General features: G+C 57.9%; 25 protein-coding genes, 2 tRNA genes and 1 pseudogene. 13 read left to right on the plus strand and 15 right to left on the minus strand.

Translation table 11 applies throughout. The features are described 5' to 3' along the window. Positions 1-134 precede the first annotated feature (134 nt). From xylF to QRN20_RS04105, 3 genes are all read left to right on the plus strand, one after another. The gene (xylF, locus tag QRN20_RS04095; protein WP_025994916.1) at positions 135-1136 is read left to right on the plus strand and encodes a D-xylose ABC transporter substrate-binding protein; all 1002 of its coding nucleotides are present in this window, start codon (positions 135-137) and stop codon (positions 1134-1136) included. Positions 1137-1234: 98 nt separating this feature from the next. Continuing rightward, on the plus strand, positions 1235-2791 hold the full coding sequence (xylG, locus tag QRN20_RS04100; protein WP_122417855.1) for a D-xylose ABC transporter ATP-binding protein: 1557 nt from the start codon (positions 1235-1237) through the stop codon (positions 2789-2791). After that, complete coding sequence (locus tag QRN20_RS04105) at positions 2792-3928, plus strand: sugar ABC transporter permease (protein ID WP_058432013.1); 1137 nt, start codon at positions 2792-2794, stop codon at positions 3926-3928. It begins immediately after the preceding gene. 55 nt (positions 3929-3983) lie between these two features. On the opposite strand, the gene QRN20_RS26660 is transcribed toward QRN20_RS04105, so the two are convergent. Beyond that, on the minus strand, positions 3984-4196 hold the full coding sequence (locus QRN20_RS26660) for a type II toxin-antitoxin system MqsA family antitoxin (RefSeq protein WP_080597865.1): 213 nt from the start codon (positions 4194-4196) through the stop codon (positions 3984-3986). A 30-nt stretch (positions 4197-4226) separates the two neighbouring features. After that, positions 4227-4679, minus strand: a complete 453-nt coding sequence (hepT, locus tag QRN20_RS04110; RefSeq protein WP_122412811.1) for a type VII toxin-antitoxin system HepT family RNase toxin — start codon at positions 4677-4679, stop codon at positions 4227-4229. A gap of 580 nt (positions 4680-5259) precedes the next feature. Here hepT and QRN20_RS26775 point away from each other — a divergent pair. Both QRN20_RS26775 and QRN20_RS26780 read left to right on the plus strand, forming a co-directional pair. Beyond that, positions 5260-5346 (plus strand): annotated as a pseudogene (locus QRN20_RS26775) (PAAR domain-containing protein); the annotation flags it as partial. Between the two features lie 92 nt (positions 5347-5438). Then, positions 5439-5798: a DUF7079 family protein gene (locus tag QRN20_RS26780; protein ID WP_420902403.1), complete on the plus strand. Its 360-nt coding sequence runs from the start codon at positions 5439-5441 to the stop codon at positions 5796-5798. Positions 5799-5971: 173 nt separating this feature from the next. Here the strand turns inward: QRN20_RS26780 and QRN20_RS04125 are convergent. The 5 genes from QRN20_RS04125 to dapA form a co-directional block, all read right to left on the minus strand. Continuing rightward, positions 5972-6061: transfer RNA gene (locus QRN20_RS04125), tRNA-Ser, on the minus strand. Positions 6062-6153: 92 nt separating this feature from the next. After that, the gene (purC, locus tag QRN20_RS04130) at positions 6154-6864 is read right to left on the minus strand and encodes a phosphoribosylaminoimidazolesuccinocarboxamide synthase (RefSeq protein WP_004879213.1); all 711 of its coding nucleotides are present in this window, start codon (positions 6862-6864) and stop codon (positions 6154-6156) included. 28 nt (positions 6865-6892) lie between these two features. Then, the gene (locus tag QRN20_RS04135) at positions 6893-7651 is read right to left on the minus strand and encodes an MBL fold metallo-hydrolase (protein ID WP_004879212.1); all 759 of its coding nucleotides are present in this window, start codon (positions 7649-7651) and stop codon (positions 6893-6895) included. Next, complete coding sequence (bamC, locus tag QRN20_RS04140; protein WP_004879210.1) at positions 7652-8770, minus strand: NlpB/DapX family lipoprotein; 1119 nt, start codon at positions 8768-8770, stop codon at positions 7652-7654. 18 nt (positions 8771-8788) lie between these two features. Beyond that, positions 8789-9667: a 4-hydroxy-tetrahydrodipicolinate synthase gene (gene dapA, locus QRN20_RS04145; protein WP_004879206.1), complete on the minus strand. Its 879-nt coding sequence runs from the start codon at positions 9665-9667 to the stop codon at positions 8789-8791. A 325-nt stretch (positions 9668-9992) separates the two neighbouring features. Here dapA and QRN20_RS04150 point away from each other — a divergent pair, with 325 nt between their 5' ends. Together QRN20_RS04150 and QRN20_RS04155 are read left to right on the plus strand one after the other, a co-directional pair. After that, positions 9993-10556 (plus strand): glycine cleavage system transcriptional repressor, encoded by a 564-nt coding sequence (locus tag QRN20_RS04150; RefSeq protein ID WP_004879204.1) that lies wholly within the window; start codon positions 9993-9995, stop codon positions 10554-10556. A 9-nt stretch (positions 10557-10565) separates the two neighbouring features. Beyond that, positions 10566-11039 carry a peroxiredoxin gene (locus QRN20_RS04155; protein WP_025994437.1) on the plus strand — a complete coding sequence of 158 codons (474 nt, stop codon included), beginning with the start codon at positions 10566-10568 and terminating at the stop codon, positions 11037-11039. A gap of 51 nt (positions 11040-11090) precedes the next feature. Here the strand turns inward: QRN20_RS04155 and QRN20_RS04160 are convergent, their stop codons facing one another. Then, positions 11091-12161, minus strand: a complete 1071-nt coding sequence (locus QRN20_RS04160; protein WP_069143922.1) for an AI-2E family transporter — start codon at positions 12159-12161, stop codon at positions 11091-11093. A 30-nt stretch (positions 12162-12191) separates the two neighbouring features. After that, the gene (locus QRN20_RS04165) at positions 12192-12443 is read right to left on the minus strand and encodes a sulfurtransferase TusA family protein (RefSeq protein WP_004879200.1); all 252 of its coding nucleotides are present in this window, start codon (positions 12441-12443) and stop codon (positions 12192-12194) included. A gap of 140 nt (positions 12444-12583) precedes the next feature. Between QRN20_RS04165 and QRN20_RS04170 the strand changes: the two genes are divergently transcribed. After that, positions 12584-14017 carry a M48 family metalloprotease gene (locus tag QRN20_RS04170; protein ID WP_004879198.1) on the plus strand — a complete coding sequence of 478 codons (1434 nt, stop codon included), beginning with the start codon at positions 12584-12586 and terminating at the stop codon, positions 14015-14017. 77 nt (positions 14018-14094) lie between these two features. Here the strand turns inward: QRN20_RS04170 and nadA are convergent, their stop codons facing one another. After that, complete coding sequence (nadA, locus tag QRN20_RS04175; protein ID WP_029241668.1) at positions 14095-15153, minus strand: quinolinate synthase NadA; 1059 nt, start codon at positions 15151-15153, stop codon at positions 14095-14097. Between the two features lie 235 nt (positions 15154-15388). Next, complete coding sequence (locus tag QRN20_RS04180; RefSeq protein ID WP_058432009.1) at positions 15389-16633, minus strand: alpha/beta fold hydrolase; 1245 nt, start codon at positions 16631-16633, stop codon at positions 15389-15391. A gap of 181 nt (positions 16634-16814) precedes the next feature. On the opposite strand from QRN20_RS04180, the gene QRN20_RS04185 reads away from it, so the two are divergent. Continuing rightward, the gene (locus tag QRN20_RS04185) at positions 16815-18104 is read left to right on the plus strand and encodes a M20 family metallopeptidase (protein WP_025994441.1); all 1290 of its coding nucleotides are present in this window, start codon (positions 16815-16817) and stop codon (positions 18102-18104) included. A gap of 60 nt (positions 18105-18164) precedes the next feature. Here QRN20_RS04185 and QRN20_RS04190 read toward each other — a convergent pair whose 3' ends face one another. After that, the gene (locus QRN20_RS04190; RefSeq protein ID WP_029241670.1) at positions 18165-18800 is read right to left on the minus strand and encodes a LysE family translocator; all 636 of its coding nucleotides are present in this window, start codon (positions 18798-18800) and stop codon (positions 18165-18167) included. A gap of 394 nt (positions 18801-19194) precedes the next feature. On the opposite strand from QRN20_RS04190, the gene QRN20_RS04195 reads away from it, so the two are divergent. The 4 genes from QRN20_RS04195 (at position 19195) to katG (ending at position 24448) form a co-directional block, all read left to right on the plus strand. Next, positions 19195-20277, plus strand: coding sequence for an NAD(P)H-dependent flavin oxidoreductase (locus tag QRN20_RS04195; RefSeq protein ID WP_122418098.1), 1083 nt, complete (start codon positions 19195-19197; stop codon positions 20275-20277). A 12-nt stretch (positions 20278-20289) separates the two neighbouring features. Next, positions 20290-20679 (plus strand): tautomerase family protein, encoded by a 390-nt coding sequence (locus tag QRN20_RS04200; protein ID WP_029241672.1) that lies wholly within the window; start codon positions 20290-20292, stop codon positions 20677-20679. 310 nt (positions 20680-20989) lie between these two features. After that, a complete protein-coding gene (locus tag QRN20_RS04205; RefSeq protein WP_032663654.1) occupies positions 20990-21892 on the plus strand; it encodes a DUF1460 domain-containing protein in 903 nt (300 codons plus the stop codon). Positions 21893-22177: 285 nt separating this feature from the next. Then, positions 22178-24448 (plus strand): catalase/peroxidase HPI, encoded by a 2271-nt coding sequence (gene katG / locus QRN20_RS04210; protein ID WP_122500785.1) that lies wholly within the window; start codon positions 22178-22180, stop codon positions 24446-24448. A 159-nt stretch (positions 24449-24607) separates the two neighbouring features. On the opposite strand, the gene QRN20_RS04215 is transcribed toward katG, so the two are convergent. The 3 genes from QRN20_RS04215 to queE form a co-directional block, all read right to left on the minus strand. Next, positions 24608-24683 (minus strand) — tRNA-Lys (locus QRN20_RS04215). A 63-nt stretch (positions 24684-24746) separates the two neighbouring features. After that, positions 24747-25421, minus strand: coding sequence for a 7-cyano-7-deazaguanine synthase QueC (gene queC, locus QRN20_RS04220; RefSeq protein WP_032663662.1), 675 nt, complete (start codon positions 25419-25421; stop codon positions 24747-24749). A gap of 16 nt (positions 25422-25437) precedes the next feature. Next, positions 25438-26085 (minus strand): 7-carboxy-7-deazaguanine synthase QueE, encoded by a 648-nt coding sequence (gene queE / locus QRN20_RS04225; RefSeq protein WP_029241676.1) that lies wholly within the window; start codon positions 26083-26085, stop codon positions 25438-25440. Positions 26086-26143: the final 58 nt, after the last annotated feature.

The following is a 26143-nucleotide window of genomic DNA, read 5'->3' on the forward strand; positions in this document are numbered from 1 at the left end:
GCAGGCCCGGCGCAGCGGTTACATTCTCGCGACAAATCTCTGCTCGCAGCGTCTCGCAACTCTCTACAGTTTTACCGGCAACCTGCTCCACGTCATGCAGTGTCTTTCAAACAACAATAAAAGGACGCACCACCATGAAAAAACTACGGCTCACGTTACTCGCCAGTGCGCTGGCCCTGCTCTCGCTTCCGGCCATGGCCGATTCCGCCAATCCGAAAATCGGTTTTTCCATCGACGACCTGCGCCTTGAACGCTGGTCCCGGGACCGTGACTATTTCGTCGCGGCAGCGGAAAAGATGAACGCCAAGGTCTATGTGCAATCCGCAGACGCCAATGAGCAGAAGCAGATTTCGCAGATTGAAAACCTCATTTCCCGCGGCGTCGATGTGATCGTCATCGTGCCCTTCAACGCCACCGTACTGACCAATGCCGTCGCCGAGGCCAAGAAAGCCGGGATCAAGGTGGTGTCCTACGACCGGCTGATCCTCAACGCCGACATCGACGCCTACATCTCCTTCGATAACGAAAAGGTCGGCGAGATGCAGGCCAACGGTGTGCTGCAAGCTGCGCCGAAGGGCAACTACTTCCTGCTCGGCGGCGCGCCCACCGACAACAACGCCAAGATCCTGCGCGAAGGCCAGATGAAAGTGCTGCAACCGGCCATCGACAAGGGCGACATCAAGATTGTCGGCCAGCAGTGGGTCAAGGAATGGAACCCGACCGAAGCCCTCGCCATCGTCGAAAACGCCCTGACCCGTAACAACAACAAGATCGACGGCATCGTCGCCTCCAACGATGCCACGGCAGGCGGCGCCATTCAGGCCCTTGCTGCGCAGAAACTGGCGGGCAAGGTACCTATCTCCGGTCAGGACGCCGACCTGGCAGCAGTCAAGCGCGTGATCGACGGCACCCAGACCATGACCGTCTACAAGCCGCTCAAACTGATCGCCTCGGAAGCCGCCAAACTCTCGGTGCAACTGGCACGCAATGAGAAGCCGACCTATAGCTCGCAGTACGACAACGGCAACAAGAAGGTCGACACCATCCTGCTCACGCCTACTCCGTTGACCAAGGACAACATCGACTTGCTGGAAAAGGACGGCTTCTACACCAAGGCGCAGATCGCCGGGCAATGACCGATCAGGCTCGCTTGAACGCCTGAGGATGAACCGCAGGACCGGATGAGACCTGTCCTGCGATACGTCTTGTGTTGCCTCTGTGTGAGTGCCTCGCCATGTCCGATTATCTGCTGCAAATGAACGGCATCGTCAAAACCTTCGACGGCGTCAAAGCCCTGAACGGCATCGACATCAAGGTCCGCGCCGGTGAGTGCGTCGGTCTGTGCGGCGAAAACGGTGCAGGTAAATCCACGCTGATGAAAGTCCTGTCAGCGGTTTATCCCTACGGCACCTGGGAAGGTGAAATCCTCTGGGACGGCCAGCCGCTCAAGGCGCAATCGATCAGCGAAACGGAAGCCGCAGGCATCGTCATCATCCATCAGGAACTGACGCTGGTGCCTGACCTGTCGGTGGCCGAAAACATCTTCATGGGCCACGAACTGACCCTGCGCGGTGGACGCATGAACTACCCGGCGATGATCCATCGCGCCGAAGCCCTGATGCGTGAACTGAAAGTGCCGGACATGAACGTCGCCCTGCCAGTGTCACAGTACGGTGGCGGCTACCAGCAACTGGTGGAGATCGCCAAGGCGCTGAACAAACAGGCGCGGCTGCTTATCCTGGACGAGCCCTCCTCGGCCCTGACACGCTCGGAAATCGACGTGCTGCTGGACATCATTCGCGACCTCAAGGCCAAGGGCGTGGCGTGCGTTTATATCTCCCATAAGCTCGATGAAGTCGCTGCGGTATGCGACACCATTTCGGTGATTCGCGACGGCAAACACATCGCCACCACCGCGATGGCCGACATGGACATCCCGAAGATCATCACCCAGATGGTCGGCCGGGAAATGAGCAACCTCTACCCCACCGAACCGCACGACGTGGGCGAAGTGATGTTCGAAGCGCGCCACTTCACTTGCTACGACGTCGACAACCCGAAGCGCAAACGTGTAGACGATATTTCATTCGAGCTCAAGCGCGGCGAGATTCTGGGCGTTGCCGGGCTGGTCGGTGCCGGACGCACGGAACTGGTCTCTGCGCTGTTCGGTGCCTATCCCGGTCGCTACGAAGGCGAGGTCTGGCTGGAGGGGCGGCAGATCGACACGCGCACGCCACTCAAATCGATTCGCGCCGGGCTGTGCATGGTCCCGGAAGACCGCAAGCGTCAGGGCATCATTCCGGACCTGGGCGTGGGCCAAAACATCACCCTCGCCGTGCTGGACAGCTACTCGAAGATGACCCGTATCGACGCTGAAGCCGAACTGGGCAGCATCGACCGGGAAATCTCGCGCATGCACCTCAAGACCGCGAGCCCGTTCCTGCCGATCACCAGCCTGTCCGGCGGTAATCAACAGAAGGCTGTTCTGGCCAAGATGCTGCTCACCAAGCCGCGCGTGCTGATCCTCGATGAGCCGACCCGAGGCGTCGATGTCGGAGCCAAATACGAGATCTACAAGCTGATGGGCGCGCTGGCAGCTGCTGGTGTGTCGATCATCATGGTGTCCTCGGAGCTGGCCGAAGTGCTGGGCGTCTCCGACCGCGTGCTGGTGATCGGCGAAGGTCAGTTGCGCGGCGACTTCATCAATCAGGATCTCACCCAGGAACAGGTGCTCGCCGCCGCGCTCAGCCATCCCGATGGCCATAACAATAATGATCGGAAGACCGCGTAGATGAATCAGGTCAAACAGCTCTTTTCCCGCTACAAAATGCTCGCACTGGTCATCGCCGTGGCGATCATCTGGCTGTTCTTCAGCTGGCAGACCGAAGGCGGCTTTCTGACCCCGCGCAACCTGTCCAACCTGCTGCGGCAAATGTCGATCACCGGCATCCTCGCCTGCGGTATGGTGCTGGTAATCATCAGCGGCGAGATCGACCTGTCGGTAGGCTCATTGCTCGGGCTGCTGGGCGGCCTGGCGGCGATTCTCGACGTGATCTATCACATACCGCTGCTCGCCAACCTGAGCATCGTTGCCTTGTGCGGACTGATGATCGGCCTGGCCAACGGCTACATGACCGCCTACCTGCGCATCCCGTCGTTCATCGTCGGCCTGGGCGGCATGCTGGCGTTCCGCGGCATTCTGCTGGGCATCACCGGCGGCACCACCATCGCGCCGGTCTCGCCGGAGTTGGTGTACGTCGGCCAGGGCTACCTGCCACATGCGGTCGGCACGGGCCTGGGCATCGTCCTCTTCGCCCTCACCTTGTTCCTCACCTGGCGACAACGCCGCAACCGCGCCCTGCACGGCCTGGCCGCCCACTCCATGGCTCGTGACGCCACCCGCGTCGTGCTGATCGGCGCCGTGGTGGCAGGCTTCGTCTACACCCTCAACAGCTACGACGGCATTCCGGTGCCCGTGCTGCTTCTGCTGGTCCTGCTGGGCGTATTCAGCTACGTCACCAGCCAGACCGTGTTCGGCCGCCGCGTCTACTCGGTGGGCAGCAACATGGAAGCCACACGCCTGTCCGGCATCAACGTACAAGCCGTCAAACTGTGGATCTTCGGCATCATGGGCGTCATGTGCGCCCTTGCCGGCATGGTCAACACCGCCCGCCTCGCGGCAGGCTCGCCGTCGGCCGGCAACATGGGCGAACTCGACGCCATCGCTGCCTGCTTCATCGGCGGCACCTCCATGCGCGGCGGCTCCGGCACAGTCTACGGCGCACTGCTGGGGGCACTGGTGATCACGAGTCTGGACAACGGCATGTCCATGCTGGATGTGGACAGTTACTGGCAGATGATCGTGAAGGGCAGCATTCTGGTGCTGGCGGTCTGGGTGGATGTGAGTACGCGGACGGGGCGGCGGTAGCCGGAGTTGGGGCTCTATGAAGGGCTAGGAATTAAAGCTTCGCAGTAGGCGTGGATTATGTTCCGACCCGAGCATCCACCTGCTGGTTGAATTTCACCATCTCTGCGCTGACCCGGGCAGATTCAGTGGCGTCCAGCACTACCTCACCACAGATCAGGCAGTGATTGCCTGAGACCGATGAGATGACCATCGATTCTGATTTATACGAGTGCGGGATGTTGCGGGTGCAAGACGTCAAGTCAGCGGTACGACACGTTGGACAGTTCATGTCATGGTTACTCGATAGGAGCAGTGAGCGTTATCTAAATCGGTAAGCGTCACGCAGGGTCGCTTTGATAGCAGCATCCTTACGCAGAATTGCCGAACTGAACAACATAAAATCACCTAAATGCTGGGTGATCATAAAAACCACTGTTGGCAATTGCAGCGTCTGGTAATCATGCACAGCGATGTTGCGAAACCCCACCATATTTTTCATCCTCGGCAGCAACAGTGCTTCCAGCCAGCCACCACGATGAAGCAATTCGAAAACATCGCGAGCGTCTTCCGGGACGCCAAGGCCTTCCCGTCGGATCAGATGCTGGCCCATGTCGAGAGCGGCCACGCAGGCACGTTGGATGTTGAAAATAGCGGCATCCTGGCGCGTGATGTCAGCTCCGAACGTACCGGGTTCTTTTTCGTATTCATCTCGTGCTCTTGATACAGAGCGCTCGATGGAGGCTGCTTTGAAGGTCAGCACATCATCGCTCATCACCAGTCCCTCTAGATTTTTTGAGCGCCCGTCAGCACAGCGTTTATTCAAAATTGCTCCCATATTGCTATCGCCCCTTCACTTAGCCCGACTCGCGGCACGAGCAATCCATCTGGCTTTGACCGATTCCAGATCGACTGTCCTATCTGCCTTGACTTCGGCAAGGCCCTCATCCGTGGCATTGAGATTGTGCGTTTCGACTTCAACGTAGCGAGACAGAGTTCGTCTCAAGTGGTGATGCCGATCACAACCTGTGGCGAAGGCCAGCTGGTCGAGCATTTCGACCAACTCATCTTCAACATGAATGACAAAACAGACAATTTAAGCAAAACCTCCAAGCCATCAAATTCATAAAAATCCCTGGCCTTAGAAGAATTGAAAGCCGGGTACGCGATCACATCAACCGTTTTTGTCCTTTTCTGTGGCCGCGTGCTCAGTCTGAACAATGGTCCATGCAAAACCTGGCTCATCGTTTGGCGGTGCATCTCGTCAAGAATGATCTTGCGCGCCCCTCAAGGTAATTTTTCTGAACGAGTCTGATACAGTCGTTTCCGTTAGATTCATCGACAAGGAGTCAAAAATGGCAAAGCCCGCTGCGCGTGTCACAGATCCGACCAGTTGCCCGATGCCTGGGCACGGTCCGCAATCTATAGCCTACGGATCTCCAGCTTGCGCCACAGGCGTTGTTCTGACAGGAAGCGGCATCACGACGAAGGGCGCTGCAACTACATTCGACGCAGAACTAGAGAAGCTGATCCATTGGTACTGACTTCTACGGAACGAGCGAGAATACAAATCGCGCTAGCAGAGGCTTTTGTAGACAACAATGTCGATTATGCGTCCATCGCGGAACGGGTCAGGGGTTACGATTCAGGGGTTATCGAAGAAATTTTGTATTCGGAAGTCGCACCGGTTTGCTTCAGCAACCTCGAAACGCCCGTACCTTCTGTTTGGACCGGATTCAAGGATGAGTGGTTATTGGATGAAATAGCCAAAGAGCTGAAGTCGCGCGAGAACAGCCGGCTACGGCGTAGCTTCGACTTGGTGAAGGTTAGATGGTTACGGTATAGCTACGGGTATATTTGGGAGGAAATTATGGCGTTTCGTCAGCTAGAGTGAACTGATTGCAGAAACTACGGGATACAGATATCCAGGGCCATAATTACTCAGCACGTGTACCGACGTGTGGGGGAAGTCGTAAATCCGACCAAATGAAGCAAGCACGCGGAAATGATCATTATTTTGACCACAAAAAAACCCGTAGCTGGATCAGCTACGGGTCTTTATTTGTATGGCGGAGAGATAGGGATTCGAACCCTAGGTACCGGTGAAGGTACAACGGATTTCGAATCCGTCCCATTCGGCCACTCTGGCATCTCTCCAACGGCGCGCATCATAACAGCATCGAGACGTAACGCGAAGCCCTAAGGCCATTTTTTTTCGTGCTATCAAACGCTTGCGTCGTTTTTTCAGCTTAAAGCGGTACGCCCAGACGGTTGGCGACTTCTTCGTAGGCTTCGATGACGTCACCGAGGCCCTGGCGGAAGCGGTCCTTGTCCATTTTCTTGCGGGTGTCCTTGTCCCACAGGCGGCAGCCGTCGGGGCTGAATTCGTCGCCCAGAACGATTTCGCCGTGGAACACACCGAATTCAAGCTTGAAGTCGACCAGCAGCAGGCCTGCGTCGTCGAACAGCTTCTTCAGAACTTCGTTGACCTTGAGCGACAGCTCTTTCATGCGGACCAGTTGCTCGGCGGTGCCCCAACCGAATGCCACAACGTGGGATTCGTTGATGAACGGGTCGCCCTTGGCGTCGTCCTTGAGGAACAGTTCGAAGGTGTACGGATCGAGCTTTGTACCCTCTTCGATGCCCAGGCGCTTGACCAGGCTGCCCGCGGCGTAGTTACGCACAACGCACTCGACCGGGATCATGTCCAGTTTCTTGACCAGGCACTCGTTGTCGCCCAGCAGCTTGTCGAATTGGGTCGGAACGCCCGCTTCTTCCAGCTTCTGCATGATGAAGGCGTTGAACTTGTTGTTCACCATGCCTTTGCGGTCCAGCTGTTCGATGCGCTTGCCGTCGAACGCCGAGGTGTCGTTACGGAACAGCAGGATCAAGCGGTCAGCGTCGTCGGTCTTGTAAACCGATTTGGCTTTGCCGCGGTAGAGTTCTTCACGTTTTTCCATGATGGGCTCCGCTTGCTAAGTAGTTGGGCTAGGCGATGTGTCGCCAGTCGAGCCCTGAATCTTGATCGGCCAGTTGCAGCCAGTCCGGGTCGCACCCAAGGGTGTCGACAAAACATTGCCGGGCCAGATGCGGCAGGTTGTTCTTGCTGCTGAGATGAGCCAGCACGAGGTGCTGCAAGCTTTGCCATCCCAGCTCGCTCACCAGGTTGGCGGCCTGATGGTTGTTCAAATGTCCTGTTTCACAGCCTACACGCTGCTTGAGAAAGACCGGGTAATGGCCTCGGGCAAGCATGTCGCGGCAGTGGTTGGCTTCGATCATCAAGGCATCCAGGCCGTGATAACGCTGCAGCACGTTCGGGCAATACGACCCCAGATCGGTCAACAGGCCAAAGCGGCGTCGCCCGTCATTGAAGACGAATTGCGTGGGTTCGAGCGCATCGTGCGAGACGGACACCACATCGATGTCCAGCGCGCCGACCTGCAATCGCTCGCCACCTGTGAGCAATCCGGCCGCCTCGACCGGCTTGCGCATCCCGCGCAAGGTGCCACCACTGAGGTAAACCGGCAAATTGTAACGCCGAGACAGCAAACCCACGCCATGCACGTGATCGGCATGTTCGTGGGTCACCAGAATTGCGCTCAGTTGCTCGCCCGCGACACCCAGGCGAGCCAGGCGTCGCTCGGTTTCCCGCAGGGAGAAACCGCAATCGACCAGCACGTACGTATCGTTGCTTGCGACCAGCGTGCCGTTGCCACGGCTGCCGCTGCCCAGAACCGCGAAGCGCACTTAACCCAGGTTGTCTTGAATAACGCTCAATACGCGGCGGGCAACATCTGCCGGCGCAACGGTATTGATGTTCTTCTCGACCGTGACCTGAACGTTGTCACCCACCTTGCTCAGGCGAACCTGATAGCGCTCGGCGCGTGCATCGATCTCTTCCTTGCTGCTCTTGCTGCCGAACATGCGGCCGAAGAAGCCAGGCTCGTTTTCAGGCTTCTGGGCCTTCTCTGCGAGGTTGATGTAGTACAGGCCCAGGCTGCGGTTGATGTCTTCGACACGCCAGTCACCCTGATCCAGCGCACGGCCAACACTCGACCATGCACGATCCAGATCGGCACCCAGGTTCAGGACCGGGTTGCCGCTGCCGTCTTCGCTCAGGGCGACACGGCTCGGGGTGTCGAAGTCACGCGCAGCCAGCAGGGAGATGGAACCGCCCTTCTCGGCGTTGCGGCTCATGCTGGCCAGCAGATCGTCGGTCAGCGCTGCGTCCAGACCCAGGTTGGTGGTGCGATTCGGGAACGCCACATCAGAAGTGCTGCCTGCAGGGCGTTCGACGCTGACCACATAGACTTCGCTGGTGTTGCGCTGTACGCCCGGTTCGATACGGACCCGCACGCGGGTTTCCGAGTCGGCCGACACGCCGCTTGCAGTCAGGCGTTTGGCCACCGAAGCGGACAGTTCGTCGAGGCGCTGCCAGGATGAGCTGAATTCACCGGTCTGCGGACGCTCTTCAGCGATGCGGAAACCGTTGTCTTCGAAGTACTGATGCGCAACCGGCCAGACTTCGGCAGGCTGGCGCTGAGCCAGAATCCAGTGAGCGTCACCGCTCTTCTGCAGACTGAAGTCGCTGGACTCGGAGGCGGTTCCCAGCGGCAACGGACGCGGAACGACGTATTCGCCGTCCTTCTGCGTGCTGTCGGCGACGTTGCGCGGGATCGGCAGCAGCGGGTCAAGGCGCTTGACGCCGGAGACGTCGGCAGGCACCTGCATCGGTGCTGTCTGGGACGCTTGAAGGTAATCACTGCCGCGATCACGGAAATAACCGTCTTCGCCCCAGAGCCAACCGCAACCGCTGGTGCTGGAGATAATCAAGGCAAGTGCAGAAAGTCCGGCCAATCGCTTCATTGCGTAGTACTTCCTCAATTAAACCAGGACGCCGGACTGGCGCATGGCCTGTCGCAGCGGTTCGTGACAGGCTTCGCTGAGCCAGGTGAGCGGCAGACGGATACCGTCCGGCATCAGACCCATTTCATGCAACGCCCACTTCACGGGGATAGGGTTGGATTCGATAAACAGTGTGTTGTTGAGCGGCATCAGCTTTTCGTGGATCGCACGGGCCGCTTCGGCATCGCCACGCATGGCCGCAGCGCACAGATCGCTCATGGCGCGCGGTGCAACGTTAGCGGTGACGGAGATATTGCCCTTTCCACCCAGCAGCATCAATTCGACGGCAGTGGCGTCGTCGCCGGAGTAGACCAGGAAGTCGCTGCTGACGCCTGCAAGGATGTCACGGGCGCGCTGCAGGTTACCGGTGGCTTCCTTGATGCCGATGATGTTCTTCACGGCAGACAGGCGCACCACGGTCTCTGGCAGCATGTCGCAGGCAGTACGGCCCGGCACGTTGTAGAGAATCTGCGGAATGTCGACCGCATTGGCGATATGGCTGAAATGCTGGAACAGGCCTTCCTGGGTCGGCTTGTTGTAGTAAGGCGTCACCAGCAGGCACGCGTCGGCACCTGCGGTCTTGGCGTTGGTGGTCAGTTCGACCGCTTCACGCGTCGAATTGGCGCCTGTGCCGGCAATCACCGGAATGCGTCCAGCCACCTGATCGACCACGCGACGGATGACTTCGATGTGTTCGTTCACATCAAGCGTCGCCGACTCGCCTGTGGTGCCGACGGCAACAATGGCGTTGGTGCCCTCTTGCAAGTGGAAGTCCACCAGTTTGCTCAGGCTGTCCCAGTCCAGACGACCTTGTGCATCCATGGGTGTGACCAGTGCCACCATACTGCCCGCAATCATGCAACCGCTCCTGCCGGAAAAAGAGAGCCGTAATGGTACTGGCGCTATCATGCTTGTACAAGCGAAGTACCGCGCTCTGAGCATTCCCCTGAGCGATGGTTTTCGCTACCCTTCGTCCTTTGATCGGTACTGGTCACCTGCGCACCTCGCTCAATCGGTCGAATTTGTCGCCAGAAGCCCCGCCCCAGCGCGTTCCAGCCCAGCCATGGCCAGGCCATGCACGCCAGACGCACCGGGGCTCAGGTCGGTGTCTCGCGCTCTCGATTGTCGAAAAAGCCCCGCAAGACCAAAAAAGTACCGACCGCTCATCGTCTAGGAATGCTGCATGTCGTCCACCCCCACAGTTCGCGAACAATTCCTTGTCATCAGTGCCCTTGGCGCAAACCCCATGGAGCTGACCAACGTCCTGTGCCGAGCCAGCCATGAAAATCGCTGCTCGGTGGTTACCTCGCGCCTGACCCGCCACGGCGAGTGCAGCGCACTGATCCTTCAGGTTGCAGGCAGCTGGGATGCCTTGGCGCGCCTTGAGACCGGTCTGCCGGGCCTTGCCAAGAAGCATGCGTTCACGATCAGCGTCGTGCGCAGTGCCACCTCCGAGAGCCGCCCGGAAGCCCTGCCCTACGTGGCCTACGTCAGCTCGGCGTACCGCCCGGACATCATCAATGAGCTGTGCCAGTTCTTCATCGACCATAACGTCGAACTGGAAAACCTGATCTGCGACACCTATCAGGCCCCGCAGACAGGCGGCACCATGCTCAACGCCACCTTCACCGTCACGTTGCCTGCCGGCACGCAAATCAGCTGGCTGCGTGATCAGTTCCTCGATTTTGCCGACGCACTGAATCTCGACGCGCTGATCGAACCCTGGCGCCCACAAGCCCCGATGTAAGGAATCCTCATGGCCGTTGCAGTAGATCAATCCGTTCCCGACTTCCAGGCAGCCGCCACCAGCGGCCAGACCGTCACCCTGTCAGAGCTCAAGGGCCAGCAGGTGGTGATCTATTTCTATCCGAAAGACAACACGCCGGGCTGCACCACGCAGGGCCAGGACTTTCGCGATCACATCGCGCAGTTCCAGGCTGCCAACACCGTCGTGCTGGGCGTGTCCCGCGACAGCCTGAAGACCCACGAGAATTTCAAGGCCAAGCAATCGTTCCCGTTCGAGCTGATTTCGGACAAGGACGAGGCGGTCTGCCAACTGTTCGACGTGATCAAGCTCAAGAAGCTGTACGGCAAGGAATACCTTGGCGTTGATCGCAGCACCTTCCTGATCGACAAGGAAGGCGTGCTGCGTCAGGAATGGCGTGGTGTGAAAGTGCCGGGCCACGTGGCCGAAGTGCTGGCCCAGGCTGAAGCCCTGAACAAGGCCTGATGTGACACATCGCTGCGGCGCGCAATGCACCGCAGCGACATTCGCCCGACGCTACAGCAGTGGGGCCACTGTCGGCTCATTGCGCGGCCAGGCATCGAGGACGGCCTTGAACAGGGTCGCCAGCGGAATCGCGAAGAAAATCCCCCAGAAGCCCCACAAACCGCCGAACAGCAATACGGCGCAGATGATTGCGACCGGATGCAGGTTGACCGCCTCGGAGAACAGCAGCGGCACCAACACGTTGCCATCCAGCGCCTGAATGATGCCGTGCACCATCATCAGGTAGATGAACTGATCACCCCAGCCCCACTGAAACAGACCGATCAGCGCAACAGGCACGGTCACCACCACCGCGCCCACATAAGGCACGACCACTGAAATACCGACCAGCATCGCCAGCAGCGCGGCGTAATTGAGCCCCAGCGCGACAAACGCGATGTAGGTCACGCCGCCACAGATGAAGATCTCGATCACCTTGCCACGGATATAGTTGGCGATCTGGCGATTCATTTCTTCGGCAACGCGAGTGAGCAGCGCCCGCTCGCGCGGCAGATAACCCCGCGCCCAACGCCCGATCATGCGGCGGTCCTTGAGAAAGAAGAACACCAGAATCGGCACCAGCACCAAGTAGATCATCAGGTTGACCACCAGCGGCAGACTCGACAGGGACAAGGTGACTGCCAGTTGGCCGAACTTGCCGATCTCGCCGCGCGCCACCTCGATGGCCTGCAGTACCTGCTCGTCGGACACCAGATGCGGGTAGCGCTCCGGCAGCAACAACAGGAGGGACTGCCATTTGGCAAGCATGCCCGGCAGTTCGTTGAACAGCGTGATGAGCTGGTGCCAGAGCAGTGGCACCAGCACCAGCAGGAACACCAGCAGTGCGCCGATGAACAGGGCGAACACGAACCCTACTGCGGCAACCTCCGGAATGCGAAAGCGCTCCAGAAAATTGACCACGCCCTGCATCAGGAACGCCAGGACCAGCCCGGCCAGGACTGGCGCCAGCATGCCGCCCAGCGTGAGCACCAGAGTGAACGCCAAGAACAAAAGAACAGCCAGCACCACGGCTTCTTCATCAGAGAAGTAGCGCTGCACCCAACCGCGAAGCACATTGAACATCAAACATCCTTTTCGAAAAAATCGCGGCAATCAGGCTTTGCGCAGCCAGTAACGATAGACACCCGCCTCCACTTCTTCATGCACAAGTTCATGGCCAGCCAGTCGGGCAAACGTACGGAAATCACGCTGGGAACCGGCATCGGTCGCGATGACTTTCAGCACGGCACCACTGGCCAGACGGTTGAGCTCCATCTTGGCCTTGAGCAGGGGCAACGGACAGTTGAGTCCGCTCGCATCAAGCTCGGCGTCACACGCCTCGGGGCGCGCTACTGGGTCAGACATCGTTTCTCTCCTAGCAGACACATCGAATTACAAAGCAGGCTGCGAAAGGCATCGCTGGCCAGCCAGCAAGAATACCTCACTCTGGTCAGCACGCCATTTAGCCAGCTACAGTACAGGCTCTTCAGAAAAGAGCTCCGTGCATGAATTTTTTGCGTCCTACACTGCTCACGCTCGCCTGCCTGTTTTCCGTACCGAGCATGGCCGATGACCTGCCATCCCTTGGCGACGCGAGTTCTTCCATCGTTTCTCCCGAGCAGGAACACAAACTGGGCCGTGCCTGGCTGGGCCTGCTGCGTGGCCAGGTCAGCCAACTGTCGGACCCGCAGCTCAAGGATTACGTCGAGACGACAGTCTATCGCCTGGCCGAAACCAGCCAAGTCCAGGACCGGCGCCTCGAATTCATTTTGATCAACAGCCCCCAGTTGAACGCCTTCGCCGCACCCGGCGGGATCATCGGCGTCAACGGCGGTCTGTTTCTCAATGCCCAGACCGAAGGCGAATACGCTTCGGTGCTCGCTCACGAACTCGCCCACTTGTCGCAGCGTCACTTTGCCCGAGGCATCGAAGCACAGCAGCGCATGCAGGTGCCGGTCATGGCCGCCATGCTGGCCGGTATCGTGATGGCTGCCGCAGGAGCCGGTGACGCAGGTATCGCCGCCATTGCAGGTTCACAAGCTGCCGCCATCCAGGAACAGCGCCGTTTCTCACGCCAGAACGAGCAGGAGGCCGACCGTATCGGCATTCTCAACCTGGAAAAGGCGGGTTATGACCCGCGCAACATGCCGACCATGTTCGAGCGCCTGATGCGTCAGTATCGGTTCGATGCCAGGCCGCCTGAGTTTCTGCTGACTCACCCGGTCAGTGAATCGCGGATTGCCGATACCCGCAACCGCGCCGAACAGGCCAAACCGGGCGGCAAGGAAGACAGCGTGCTGTATCAACTGATGCGGGCACGGGTTGCGTTGATCTATGAGGAAACACCCGGCATTGCCGCCAAACGCTTCCGCGCCCAGTTGGTTGAAAACCCGAAATCCGAAGCCGCGCGCTATGGCCTGGCCATCGCACAGATCAAGGGTGGCCAGCTCAATGAGGCCCGCGAGAGCCTCAAGCCACTGCTGGAGAAGTCACCGAATGACATCACCTACAACCTGACGCAGATCGAACTGGACATCACCAACAACCGCCTGCCCGACGCGCAGCAACGGGTCGACCGCATGCTGACGCTGTACCCGAACAACTACCCGCTCAACGATGTGCGTATCGACGTGTTGCTTAAGCAGAATCGCACCGCCGAAGCCGAAAAAAGCCTTGAGGCGCTGCTGAAGACGCGTCCCGATGATCCGGACATCTGGTATGTCGTGGCCGAAACACGTGGCCTGAATGGCAACACGGTCGGCCTGCATCAGGCTCGCGCCGAGTACTTCGCGCTGGTCGGTGACTTCCGTCAGGCCATTCAGCAACTCGATTTCGCCAAGCGTCGCTCGGCCAACAACTTTCAGCTGGCTTCACGCATCGATGCGCGGCAGAAGGACCTGATCGAGCAGGAACGCATGGTCAAGGAAATGATGAACTGACTGCGCTGTAACACCAGTACCGAAAACGAAAAGCCCGACAGTCGAGTCGGGCTTTTTGTTTGCGTTTGTCAGCCCTGTCAGGCATTGCCCGCCTGTCTCATGCGCGCTGCGTGAGTGAAATCCAGCATGCGCTGCAAAGGACGCACTGCATTGGGAATGACTGCAGGATCGACGAATATCTCGTTGGAGCCCTCTCTCAGGCACTGCAACGTGCGTTCAAGGGTGTTCATCGCCATCCACGGACAGTGCGCGCAACTGCGGCACGCCGCGCCATTACCGGCCGTTGGCGCTTCGATGAATATCTTGTCCGGGCACAGCTGCTGCATCTTGTAGAAGATGCCGCGGTCGGTGGCCACGATGAAGGTCTTGTTCGGCAAGCGTTGCGCGGCGGCGATCATCTGGCTGGTCGAGCCCACGACGTCAGCGAGTTCGATGACGGCTTCCGGCGACTCCGGGTGGACCAGAATCGCCGCCTCGGGATACAGCGCCTTCATGTCCTCGAGCTGCTTGGATTTGAATTCCTCGTGGACGATACAGGCTCCGTCCCAGAGCAGCATGTCGGCACCGGTTTCGCGCTGGATATAACGACCCAGGTGCTTGTCCGGTGCCCAGATGATCTTCTCGCCGTTGTCCATCAGGCTCTCGACGATTTCCAGAGCGCAGCCCGAGGTCACGACCCAGTCAGCGCGGGCTTTGACCGCTGCGGAGGTGTTGGCGTAGACGACAACAGTACGCTCCGGATGCTGATCGCAGAACGCCGAGAACTCGTCCACCGGGCAACCGACATCCAGCGAGCACGTCGCTTCCAGCGTCGGCATGAACACGCGCTTTTCCGGGTTGAGGATCTTGGCCGTCTCGCCCATGAAACGCACGCCAGCCACCAGCACGGTACTGGCTTTGTGATTGTTGCTGAAACGCGCCATTTCCAGCGAGTCAGCTACACAGCCGCCGGTTTCCTCGGCCAGCGCCTGAATCACTGGATCGCAGTAATAGTGAGCGACCAGCACCGCGTCCTGCTTCTTGAGCTCGGCTGCGATTTCGGCGCGGTAATGCGCCTGCTCTTCCGGGCTCAGCGTCTTGGGCTGCTTGGCATCAAGATGCGCTTGTACCAGAAAGCGTTCGGAAATCTGTGTCATGTTCGCGGGACCTGAGGGCGCTTGAGCGCGAAAGGCAAGTTTACACCCGAAAGACAGGCATTGAAAAAGCCGGCGGCGCTCATTGTGAGGAGGCCTTCCGGCTTTTGCGCAGGCGGCAGTCCTGCATGTGAAGGCGGGGCCGATTCTAACTTTAAAAAGCTGATTTAACAGCAGTTTTAAAAACAGCCCGAATGATGAGAATGACTCTCGTTTTTTTATTGCGGTATACCGATCATCACTGCGAATCGACTTTCTGGATGCGCGGTATAACAGCTTTGCAGTTACCCGTTATGTCCTCGCCTGAAAAAGCCTTGCGAACAAACTTCAGCGAATCGGCCAGCGAGCCATTTACCGTGCCCGAATGGTCTAACTGCGGATAAAAATGCCATTCGATTCGGCTGCCCGCTTTACAGGCATCAGCCACCAAAGCGGCCTGCTGGGCAACGGAGACTTCATGATCTCGCCCGCCTGTCCCAATAAAGATCGGAATGTCCGACCTCAGCGTCGGATAGGCTGACGCGAGGTTTATCCTGTCCAGAACAGACGCGGGTGAACGTTTGAAACTGTTGTCGAAGGTGAGATTATCCGAAATGACCCTGCGTTCAATGGCATGCAGACAGGCACTCTGGCTGAGTTCGAATGCGGGAATTGCGCGATCGCTCAAATAGTCGGTGGGTACGAAGGATGGGTCAAGCAGCACGCCGGTGCTGAGCCTCAACAGGTTATAGGAAAGTGTCGAAGGCGTTGACCCACCTGCCCCGCCAAGTCGTTTTTGCACGCCGGCGTAAGGCGTACCTGTCGCCACTACGCCGACGATCTTCAGCTCCGGCGCATACGTTCCGGCATAAACCGCGGTCGCGAAAGCCGCGCGGCCACCCTGCGATTGGCCGAACACGACAACCTGACCGGAAAGGTCGAAGCCGGAACTCATGACCGCTCGAATACTGTCAATGATATTGAACGCGAGGGGACGGCTAAGCCCGTAAGGATGGGGCCCAGGCGTGCCGAGCCCTTGATAGTCAGTCGCAACCACCGCGTAGCCTTGCGCAAGCCATTCATTCAAATAACGAATGTCACGCGGACTGCGCCCGGAGAAAGATGGAGCACAGAGATCAGCACTGCCCACCGTGCCATGCGCCCATGCCATCAGCGGCCAGCCATGCGGTGGCGGGCTTCCTGGGGGGATAAATAAGGCGGCGGAGACGACAACCTGCCTTGCGCTATCAAGGCCATCGGTCGAGGTGTACAGGAACCGAATGTTTATCACTGCATTGCCAAGGTTTTCTGCCATGGGCAATGGCTCGGATCGAAGCACCGTTCCCGGTACGTCTGGTACGCCGTCGGTCCATGTATAGAAGTCAGGAACCACAGCCCCGCCTGGAGGCATAACGGCTGCAACAGCACATCCGCCTTCCAGCGTCAGAAACAACACGAATAAAGCACTGATCGAGCGAAGGAGTAATAACCGAAAACGATGCATGGCCAATCCTCTAAATGCCCAAGCGTGGGCGTTTCGACGTCAGTTGAGGATTAATAATATTTAATGCCCTTCTCCTTTGATGAGTCGGCATCATGTCCGGCCCTGATTCCATGGCTATCCACATTTGCATGGACATCAAGCAACACCCGACTAACATCGCGATCTGGACGGGACACTCGACATGAAAAAGCGTATTTGTCTGCTCACCCTGCTACTTGCCTCCAGCGGTGCAATGGCCGGATCGACGTTGGACGAACAGAATATCGTTTCCTATATCGATAGCCGCAGTGCAGAACAGATAGCGCTACTTGAACAACTGGTGAACATCAACAGCGGCACCGACAACGCCGAGGGTGTCATTCGGGTCGGCAACATCATGAAGCAGAAACTCGAAGCCCTGGGTTTCGACACCCGTTGGCACGAACTTCCGGCGGAAATGAAACATGCGGGAAGCCTCGTCGCACTGCATGAAGGAAACAGGTCCGCCAAACGACTGTTACTGATCGGTCACCTGGATACCGTTTTCCCTGAAAACAGCAACTTTCAGACGTTCACCTACACCGAAGGCGGCAAAAAAGCCAAAGGCCCTGGCGTGATCGATGACAAAGGCGGCATGGTAACGATGCTCTATGCGCTGCAAGCCCTGAAGAGTACTGGCGCGCTCGACACCATGAACATTGCAGTCGTGCTGGTCGGCGACGAAGAGTTCGCCGCCAAGCCGACGTCCATCTCAAGAAGCGTCCTGATAGATGAAGCCAAAAAAAGCGATATTGCACTGGGTTTCGAATTCGCCCTGTCTCCCAACCAGTTGGTGACCGATCGCAGAGGCTTGAGCGAGTGGTTTCTGACCAGCACCGGTCTGGACAACCATTCCGCGACCATCTTTCAACCTAAAACCGGCTATGGCGCAGTGTACGAATCGGCTCGTGTGCTTGATGAGATCCGCTCGAAGCTTTCCGAAGAGGATGGTTTAACCATCAACCCCGGTCTGATTCTGGGTGGTTCCACCGCAAACGAGGACGTCGCAAGCGGGCAAGGCACGGCTTCCGGCAGAAAGACCACGGTGGCCAAATCAGTACTCGTGCATGGCGACCTGCGCTTCAAGACCGAAGAGCAACGACAATCGGCAGAAACCAGGCTGAAGGAAATCGTCAGCCGCCCATTGCCACAGACCAGCAGCGAAATCACGATCAAGGCGATAATGCCCGTCATGGCCGAGCGCGACAGCAACCTGAAGCTGCTGGCAGCCTACAGCCGCGTGAGTCGAGACCTGGACGGCCCGGCGCTGGAGTCCGCCCCGTCTGCTGATCGAGGTGGCGCAGACGTGTCCTATGTAAACCCTTACGTGAGTGCAAGTCTCGACGGACTGGGCGCATGGGGCACCGGCGCGCACAGCGAGAACGAAACGCTCGACGTGAGTTCTCTGCCAATCGCGACCAAACGGGCTGCGATTTTCATGAGCCGTTATTGAAGAGGCATGTGTGCAGCGTCAGCATCCGGTAGTTCAGCTGCACACCTATAGACTGCCGGCCTAGGCCGCTTTCGATTTAAGCGTAAACAGGCTGGCGCCAAGCAGCATGAAAGACGCTCCGAAGACTCGATTCATCTTTTGCATGCGCGCCGGCGAGTTCAGATACTTTTTGATGACCTGCGCAAACATGGCGTACAGGAAGTGGGAAGTCACAGCGCAGGCAGCGAACGTGGCGACCATCAAGGCAAGTTGACTGACGGCTGGGTCAGTGCCATGAATGAACTGCGGCAGAAAGGCGGCGAAGAACAGTATGGCTTTGGGATTGGTGATCGCCACGGACACGCCGTGCAGAATCAACTTGCCCACGGACGCCGTTTGTACCGCTTTTTTATCGATACCGTAATAAGCACTGTCGCGGTTGCGCCATTGCTTGATACCCAAAAAGACCAGGTACGCCGCGCCCGCCACTTTAAGCACCACGAATGCCGTTGCGGAGGCTGCCAGCAACGCTCCAAGCCCGGCGATTGTCGCGGTAGACACGACCAGCAATCCAAGAGCATTGCCCAGCGAACCAATCATCGCCCGACCAGGACCATAGGCCAGTGAATTGGAAAGCGCCATGATCACGGCAGGTCCGGGCGTCAAGGTGATCAACATCGCAACCAGCGTAAATACCAACCACTCATGCAGGGTCATGACGCAGTGCTCCAGATTTTTTTGAGGAGGTTAAAGCGGCTTTAAAACGTTGAAATCATAAGCTGCCACGTTGCCTACCTGCCACAACGCGGTCAACTGCTGTAAATTTTCACGGACAGCATTGACGGCGTCGATTTTCAGCGCTGGTTAATTCCTCTCCCAATGCAGCAGCCATGGAGTCAATAAGACACAACCCGATTGAGGACAGTCTTTATGACCTAGTCAAAAAGACCCGAAACGGTTCTGCACTCCCGTTTAACAAGCGCCATTTCAGTGGCATGCCTGTTGCTCTATACATGACATCATCCCATCGAAGCAGCCATCGAACGACAACTTTCAATGGCACCGACATCGGGATTCAGTGTGTGCAACGAAGCATAAGGCAGGTTAATCCATGTCACGAACAGGCTTATCGTCCCTGTTGGAAATCGAACATCCCATCATTCAGGCGCCCATGGTGGGCGTTTCGACGCCTGAGCTGGCTGCAGCCGTATCCAACGCAGGCGCTCTGGGTTCTATAGGCCTCGGAGCCAGTAACCCTGAGCAGGGGCGCGAGCTGATCAGACGGACAAGGGCACTCACCGCCAGACCTTTCAACGTCAACCTGTTCTGCCACACGCCGGCAGCGTTCGACGAGACAAGGAACCAGGCATGGTTGACGTACATGGCCGAAACGTTTGCCGAGTTTGACGCCAACCCACCACGCGCTTTAAAAGAGATTTACCAGAGCTTCGTCAATGATCGAGCGATGCTCGACATGCTGCTGGAGGAGCGTCCGCCGGTCGTCAGCTTCCACTTTGGCGTACCGCCAAAAGAATGGATCGCCGAACTCAAGATGGCCGGGATATTTACCCTGGGATGTGCAACAACATTGCTCGAAGCCAGACAGCTCGAGCAGGCGGGTATTCAGGCCATCGTTGCGCAGGGCTATGAGGCAGGCGGGCATCGTGGCGTTTTTGACGATGCACCCGGGCAGGATGACGAACTGGGATTATTCGCACTCTTGCGGATCATCCGCTCGTCAGTAGACCTGCCCGTTATTGCTGCCGGAGGCATCATGGACGGGGCCGGTATCAACGCAGCCATGGCGCTCGGGGCAAGCGGCTGCCAACTGGGCACCGCGTTTATCCTGTGCCCGGAATCATCAGCAACGCAGGAACATCGAGACGTACTCAAAACCGCCAAAGCCCATGAGACACGCGTTACCTGCTGTATTTCGGGACGGCCCGCCCGTGGGATCTCCAACCGTCTCTACCTGGAGGCGCTGGACGCCAACCTGCCCCGCCCGGCGGAATACCCACTCGCTTACGACCTCGCAAAGGCGTTGCACTCGGCCGCTGCAGCCAAGGGCTGTCATGATTTTGCTGCTCAATGGGCAGGACAAGGTGCACCGTTGGCCAGAGAGCTTTCCGCTGCAATGCTTATTCAGACGCTTGTTCAGGAAATGCTTGAACATCAAATCTCACACGCTGTTTAAAAGGTAGTCGACATGCCGCTGCTCAAAATCGATGTCATCCAAGGTCGCTCTGACGAAGCACTGGCGACGCTGCTGGACACCGTCCACAACGCGATGGTTGAAGCATTTCAGGTCCCTGTCAGGGATCGCTACCAGATCGTGACCGAGCATGCGCCGTCACGATTGATCGTTCAGGACACCGGGCTCGGGTTTGCCCGAACGCAGAATGTTGTCGTGATTACAGCGATCAGCAGACCACGCTCTGCCGAAATGAAGCAGACATTTTATAAGCTGGTCGCCGAGGGCCTGGAGGCAAACTGTGGAATATCACCGCAGGACTTGATGATCTCCATGGTCATCAACAGCGACGAGGACTGGAGCTTCGGGCTGGGCAGAGCACAGTTTCTGACTGGGGAGCTGTAAGCCAGGCACAGACAGCGCACGTAGTCGAAGTCCAGAGTGCTGCGCTGCCTGACCGGTGGAAAAAAACTTCACCTGTGGTCTGTGTCTGATTCTCTTAAACAAACATTCACCGCAAAACGACCCAAAAGCCTGCAACATGCCAGACAGGCTTGATATACATGCGGGCGAAGGTTGATGGCGAAGTGGATCAGCTGGTTGATGCTCCACTTCGACATCCCCTTTTTCCGAATGCCCTCCATAACGTTCCGACACGGTCGGCTCGCGCCGTCATGGCCGTGATGAGCTGCTGGCAGGTAAGAAATCAATCATCATGCGAAAAACAGTTCTGTTGGCCTTAACATCCTTCTTGCTGCCGGGATGTGCCGTTTCTGAAACCAAAGCACTGAATAATCCCTCCAGTCACCTTATAGCGACACCACAGCCTGTCAGTTTGAAACTGGATGATTACACCTCATCGAAAGTCGACACCGTCCTGAAGCATCAAACCAGCCCCATGGATACGGGTCAGAGAACCAACGCCATTTCAGCGTTTTTCATGGGTACGCCTTACCGTGCCAATATGCTGCGCGGCACGGACAGCATGGCAGAACAACTGGTCATTGATTTTAGAGGACTGGATTGTTTTACCTATCTCGAATATGTGGAAGCCCTGAGGAAATCGTCATCAGAATCCGATTTCGAGAAGAATCTGATCGAGACCCGTTATAAAAACGGCACCGTTGGTTTTTTGAACCGCAGGCATTTCTTCAGCGACTGGGCGAACGATAAAGACCACGCCCTGGCGGACGATTTTACGTCTCGGATAACCCCCCACGCGGTCAGCATTGAAAAGAACCTGAATGCAAAGAGCGATGGCACGGCCTACCTTCCCGGTTTGCCCACGGTCAGGCGTACCATTACGTATATCCCCAGCAAATTCGTCGACAAGGAAGTGGTCAGTCACTTGCAAACGGGCGACTACATCGGCCTCTACACGGAGCTTCCGGGGCTTGACGTGACCCACGTCGGTTTCTTCATAAGAACGGACAAAGGTCCGGTCTTGAGGCATGCATCGCTGAAAAAAGGAAAGGTTGTCGACCTGCCCTTTCTGGACTACGTGTCCCAGAAACCCGGAATCGTTGTTTACAGACCCAAAGCTCAAGCTTACCCATCACCTCCCCTCCCGACACATCCTCAACGGGATGGCGCAAGAAGTTTTCCTATCACGCCTTAACGTTCTTTCTATTAGAAATCTTCTCGAAGAAGGCTAATCTGGGTGAGCGTGGCGAAAGCCGTGTGGTTTTACCCTGATGATAAGAATGCGCTCAAACCTGCGTTGCGCGTTGTGAGACTGTCTCGCAGCAATCTGTTCACCGCAACGCAACGTATCCGTGGAGCTGGCCTGATCATTGATCAAGCGGCTGGCATGAACGCAGCGCCAATGAGTTCCATCCCTACTGTCTGAAGTCCCGCGAGTGGACCGGATGGCCGCACGCATTGACAAAAAGGTGTACCAAGCATGTCAACTGAATCGAAATGCCCCTTCAACCACGCTGCTGGCGGCGGCACCACCAACCGTGACTGGTGGCCCAAGCAGCTGAACCTGAAGATCCTGCATCAGCATTCCGCCCTCTCCGACCCGATGGGCGAGAGTTTCGACTATGCCAAAGAATTCAAAAGCCTCGACTTCGAAGCGGTCAAACAGGACCTGCGCGCGGTCATGACCCAGTCTCAGGACTGGTGGCCGGCAGACTTCGGCCATTACGGCCCGCTGTTCATTCGCATGGCCTGGCACAGCGCCGGGACTTACCGTACAGGTGACGGCCGTGGTGGTGCAGGTGCCGGTCAGCAACGCTTTGCGCCGCTCAACAGCTGGCCTGACAACGTCAGCCTGGACAAGGCGCGTCGCCTGATCTGGCCGGTCAAGCAAAAGTACGGCCGCAAGATTTCCTGGGCTGACCTGATCGTGCTGACCGGTAACGTCGCGCTGGAGTCGATGGGCTTCAAGACGTTCGGTTTCTCTGGCGGTCGCCCTGATGTATGGGAACCGGAAGAAGATGTGTACTGGGGCTCCGAAACCACCTGGCTGGGTGGTGAAGAGCGCTACGGCGCGCAGAAGAAAATGCAGCAGCCGGGCGACGGCACGTTGGTGGCCGAGCCGGAGAATCACGCTAACGAAGAAAGCCGCACCGATAAAGGCGAGCGAAATCTGGAAAACCCGCTGGCCGCCGTGCAGATGGGCTTGATCTACGTCAACCCTGAAGGCCCCGAAGGCGTTCCTGATCCGGTTGCGTCAGCGAAGGATATCCGTGAAACCTTCGGTCGCATGGCGATGAATGATGAAGAGACCGTGGCCCTGATCGCGGGCGGTCACGCCTTCGGCAAGACCCACGGTGCAGGCCCCGCCGACAACGTCGGTCCGGAGCCGGAAGCCGCAGGCCTTGAAGCGCAGGGCTTCGGCTGGAGCAACAAATTCGGCACAGGCAAAGGTGGCGACACCATTACCAGCGGCTTGGAAGTCACCTGGACATCGACGCCCACCAAGTGGAGCAACGAGTACCTCGAAAACCTGTTTGGCTTCGAATGGGAACTGACCAAGAGCCCGGCCGGCGCGCATCAATGGACGCCGAAGAACGGCGCAGGCGCTGGCAAGATTCCGGATGCCCACGACCCGGCCAAGCGTCATGCGCCCAGCATGCTGACGTCTGACCTGGCGCTGCGCTTCGACCCGGCCTACGAGCAGATCTCTCGCCGTTTCCTGGCCAATCCCGATCAACTGGCCGACGCGTTTGCCCGCGCCTGGTTCAAACTGACCCACCGCGACATGGGCCCGCTGGCCCGCTACCTCGGCCCGGAAATGCCGACCGAAGAATTGCTGTGGCAGGACCCGATTCCGAACGTTGATCACGCGCTTATAGACGATCAGGACGTCGCTGCCCTCAAGGCAAAGATTCTTGCTTCGGGCCTTTCGGTCTCGCAGCTGGTTTCGACTGCATGGGCTGCAGCCTCTACCTTCCGTGGTTCGGACAAACGCGGCGGTGCCAATGGCGGTCGTCTACGTCTCGCTCCGCAGAAGGATTGGGCGGTGAACCAGCCTGAGCATCTGGCGGGTGTTCTGAAGACGCTTGAGGGCATTCAGAGCGAATTCAACGCCGCCCAGTCGAGCGGCAAGAAGGTTTCAGTCGCCGACCTGATCGTCCTGGCTGGCAGTGCAGGCGTCGAACAGGCTGCGAAGAACGCAGGCCAGCACGTCACGGTTCCTTTCACACCGGGCCGCGCAGATGCGTCTCAGGAGCAGACCGACGTTGAATCGTTCAGCTTCCTTGAGCCGATTGCCGATGGCTTCCGCAACTACCAGAAGGGGCACTACAAAGTCTCGGCAGAGTCGTTGCTGGTCGACAAGGCGCAACTGCTGACCCTGACTGCACCGGAGATGAGTGTGCTGCTGGGCGGCCTGCGGGTCCTGAACATCAATGTCGGCCAGAGCACGCATGGCGTGTTCACTGACAAGCCAGGCACCTTGACCAACGACTTCTTCAAGAACCTGCTGGACATGGGCGTCGAGTGGAAAGCGACCTCGGGTGCCAACGACACCTTCGAGGCCCGTGATCGCAAGACCGGTGCCGTCAAATGGACCGGCACCCGTGTCGATCTGGTCTTCGGTTCCCACGCTCAACTGCGTGCGATTTCCGAGGTTTACGGCAGTGCGGATGCACAGGAGAAGTTTGTCAGAGACTTCGTGGCGGCGTGGACCAAGGTGATGAACCTGGATCGTTTCGATCTGGTTTGATGTATTGGGTACAACGTGACAAAAAACGCCTCCGTTAGTGGAGGCGTTTTTTTGGCTATCAGGTTTTGAGCACTGCCCATACCGTTTGCATATTGCGATCTGCAACGCAAAAAAAAATCTGGAAATCCGCATTTTCATGGGCCTTCCAGATTTTCGAAATGGTGGGTCGTGTGGGATTCGAACCTACGACCAATTGGTTAAAAGCCAACTGCTCTACCAACTGAGCTAACGACCCTCTGTTGTGTGGCGCGTATCTTACTGATTTTTATGAGTAATACAACACCTATTTTAAAAAAACTTAAAAATAACGCGTCGGGTCTGCTACGCCAGCAGCGGCGAAGCCTTCTGCACGCAGGCGGCAGCTGTCGCATTTGCCGCACGCACGGCCCTGATCGTCGGCCTGGTAGCAGGAAACCGTCAGCGCGTAATCGACGCCCAGCGCAGTGCCTGCCTTGACGATGTCGGATTTGCTCAGGTTCTGCAGCGGTGCGCGGATGGTGAAGCCCTGCCCTTCCACACCGGCCTTGGTCGCCAGATTCGCCATGCGCTCAAAAGACTCGACGAACTCGGGACGGCAATCCGGGTAGCCCGAATAATCCACAGCGTTCACGCCGATGAAGATGTCGCGTGCGCCCAGCACTTCTGCCCAGCCCAGGGCCAACGACAGGAAGACAGTGTTGCGGGCCGGCACGTACGTTACCGGAATGCCTTCAGAGGGCGTCTCAGGGACTGCAATGGAGCTGTCGGTCAACGCCGAGCCGCCAATGCCATTGAGATTCAAGCCGATCACCTTGTGCTCGATCGCACCGAGGTCGCGAGCTACCTGCGCGGCTGCGTCGAGCTCGGCGCGATGACGCTGACCGTAGTCGAAACTCATGGTGTAGCAGGCGTAGCCTTCAGCACGGGCCATGGCGACGACAGTTGCGGAGTCGAGGCCACCGGACAGCAGGATTACGGCTCTTTTCTCGGTCATGTTCAATTCAGTCATCTCAGCGCCCCGGCTCGTCGTCCCAAAGAAATTTATGCAGCTGCATCTGCAAGCGTACAGGCAGGTTGTCCGCCACTATCCAGTCGGCCAGATCACGGCCTTTCAGCTCATGATGACTGGCAGAGAACAGAACCTCGCCAGCACGGCGATCAAGCCCATACTGAATGAGCTTGGAAACCGCCCAGTCGTAATCCTCCCGCGAACAGATCACGAATTTGACCTGATCGTTGGGCGTGAGCAGCTCCATGTTTTCGTAGCGGTTGCGCGTGACCTCTTTCGACCCGGGGGTCTTGAGGTCAACGACTCGACTGACCCGGGGGTCGACCGCCGAGATATCCAGTGCGCCGCTGGTTTCCAGCGACACTTCATAACCCTCGTCACAGAGGCGCTTGAGCAATGGAATCGCATTGGGCTGGGCCAGTGGCTCGCCGCCGGTCACGCATACGTAGCGAGGACGATAGGTCGCGACCTGGCCCATGATGTCGTCGAGCGTATGGATGGTGCCGCCAGTGAATGCGTAGGCGCTGTCACAGTACTGGCAGCGCAAGGGGCAACCAGTGAGGCGTACAAATACTGTGGGTAGCCCAGCCGTACGGGTTTCACCCTGCAACGAGTGAAATATTTCGGTGATGCGTAATGTGTCTTGCATATCAGCCACGGGCGTAACAGCTAAACAGGCCGTCCGCCTCCGTCAGGCACTTCAAGGA

This window comes from Pseudomonas sp. fls2-241-TYG-175, assembly GCF_030209155.1.
Lineage (GTDB): Bacteria > Pseudomonadota > Gammaproteobacteria > Pseudomonadales > Pseudomonadaceae > Aquipseudomonas > Aquipseudomonas viridiflava.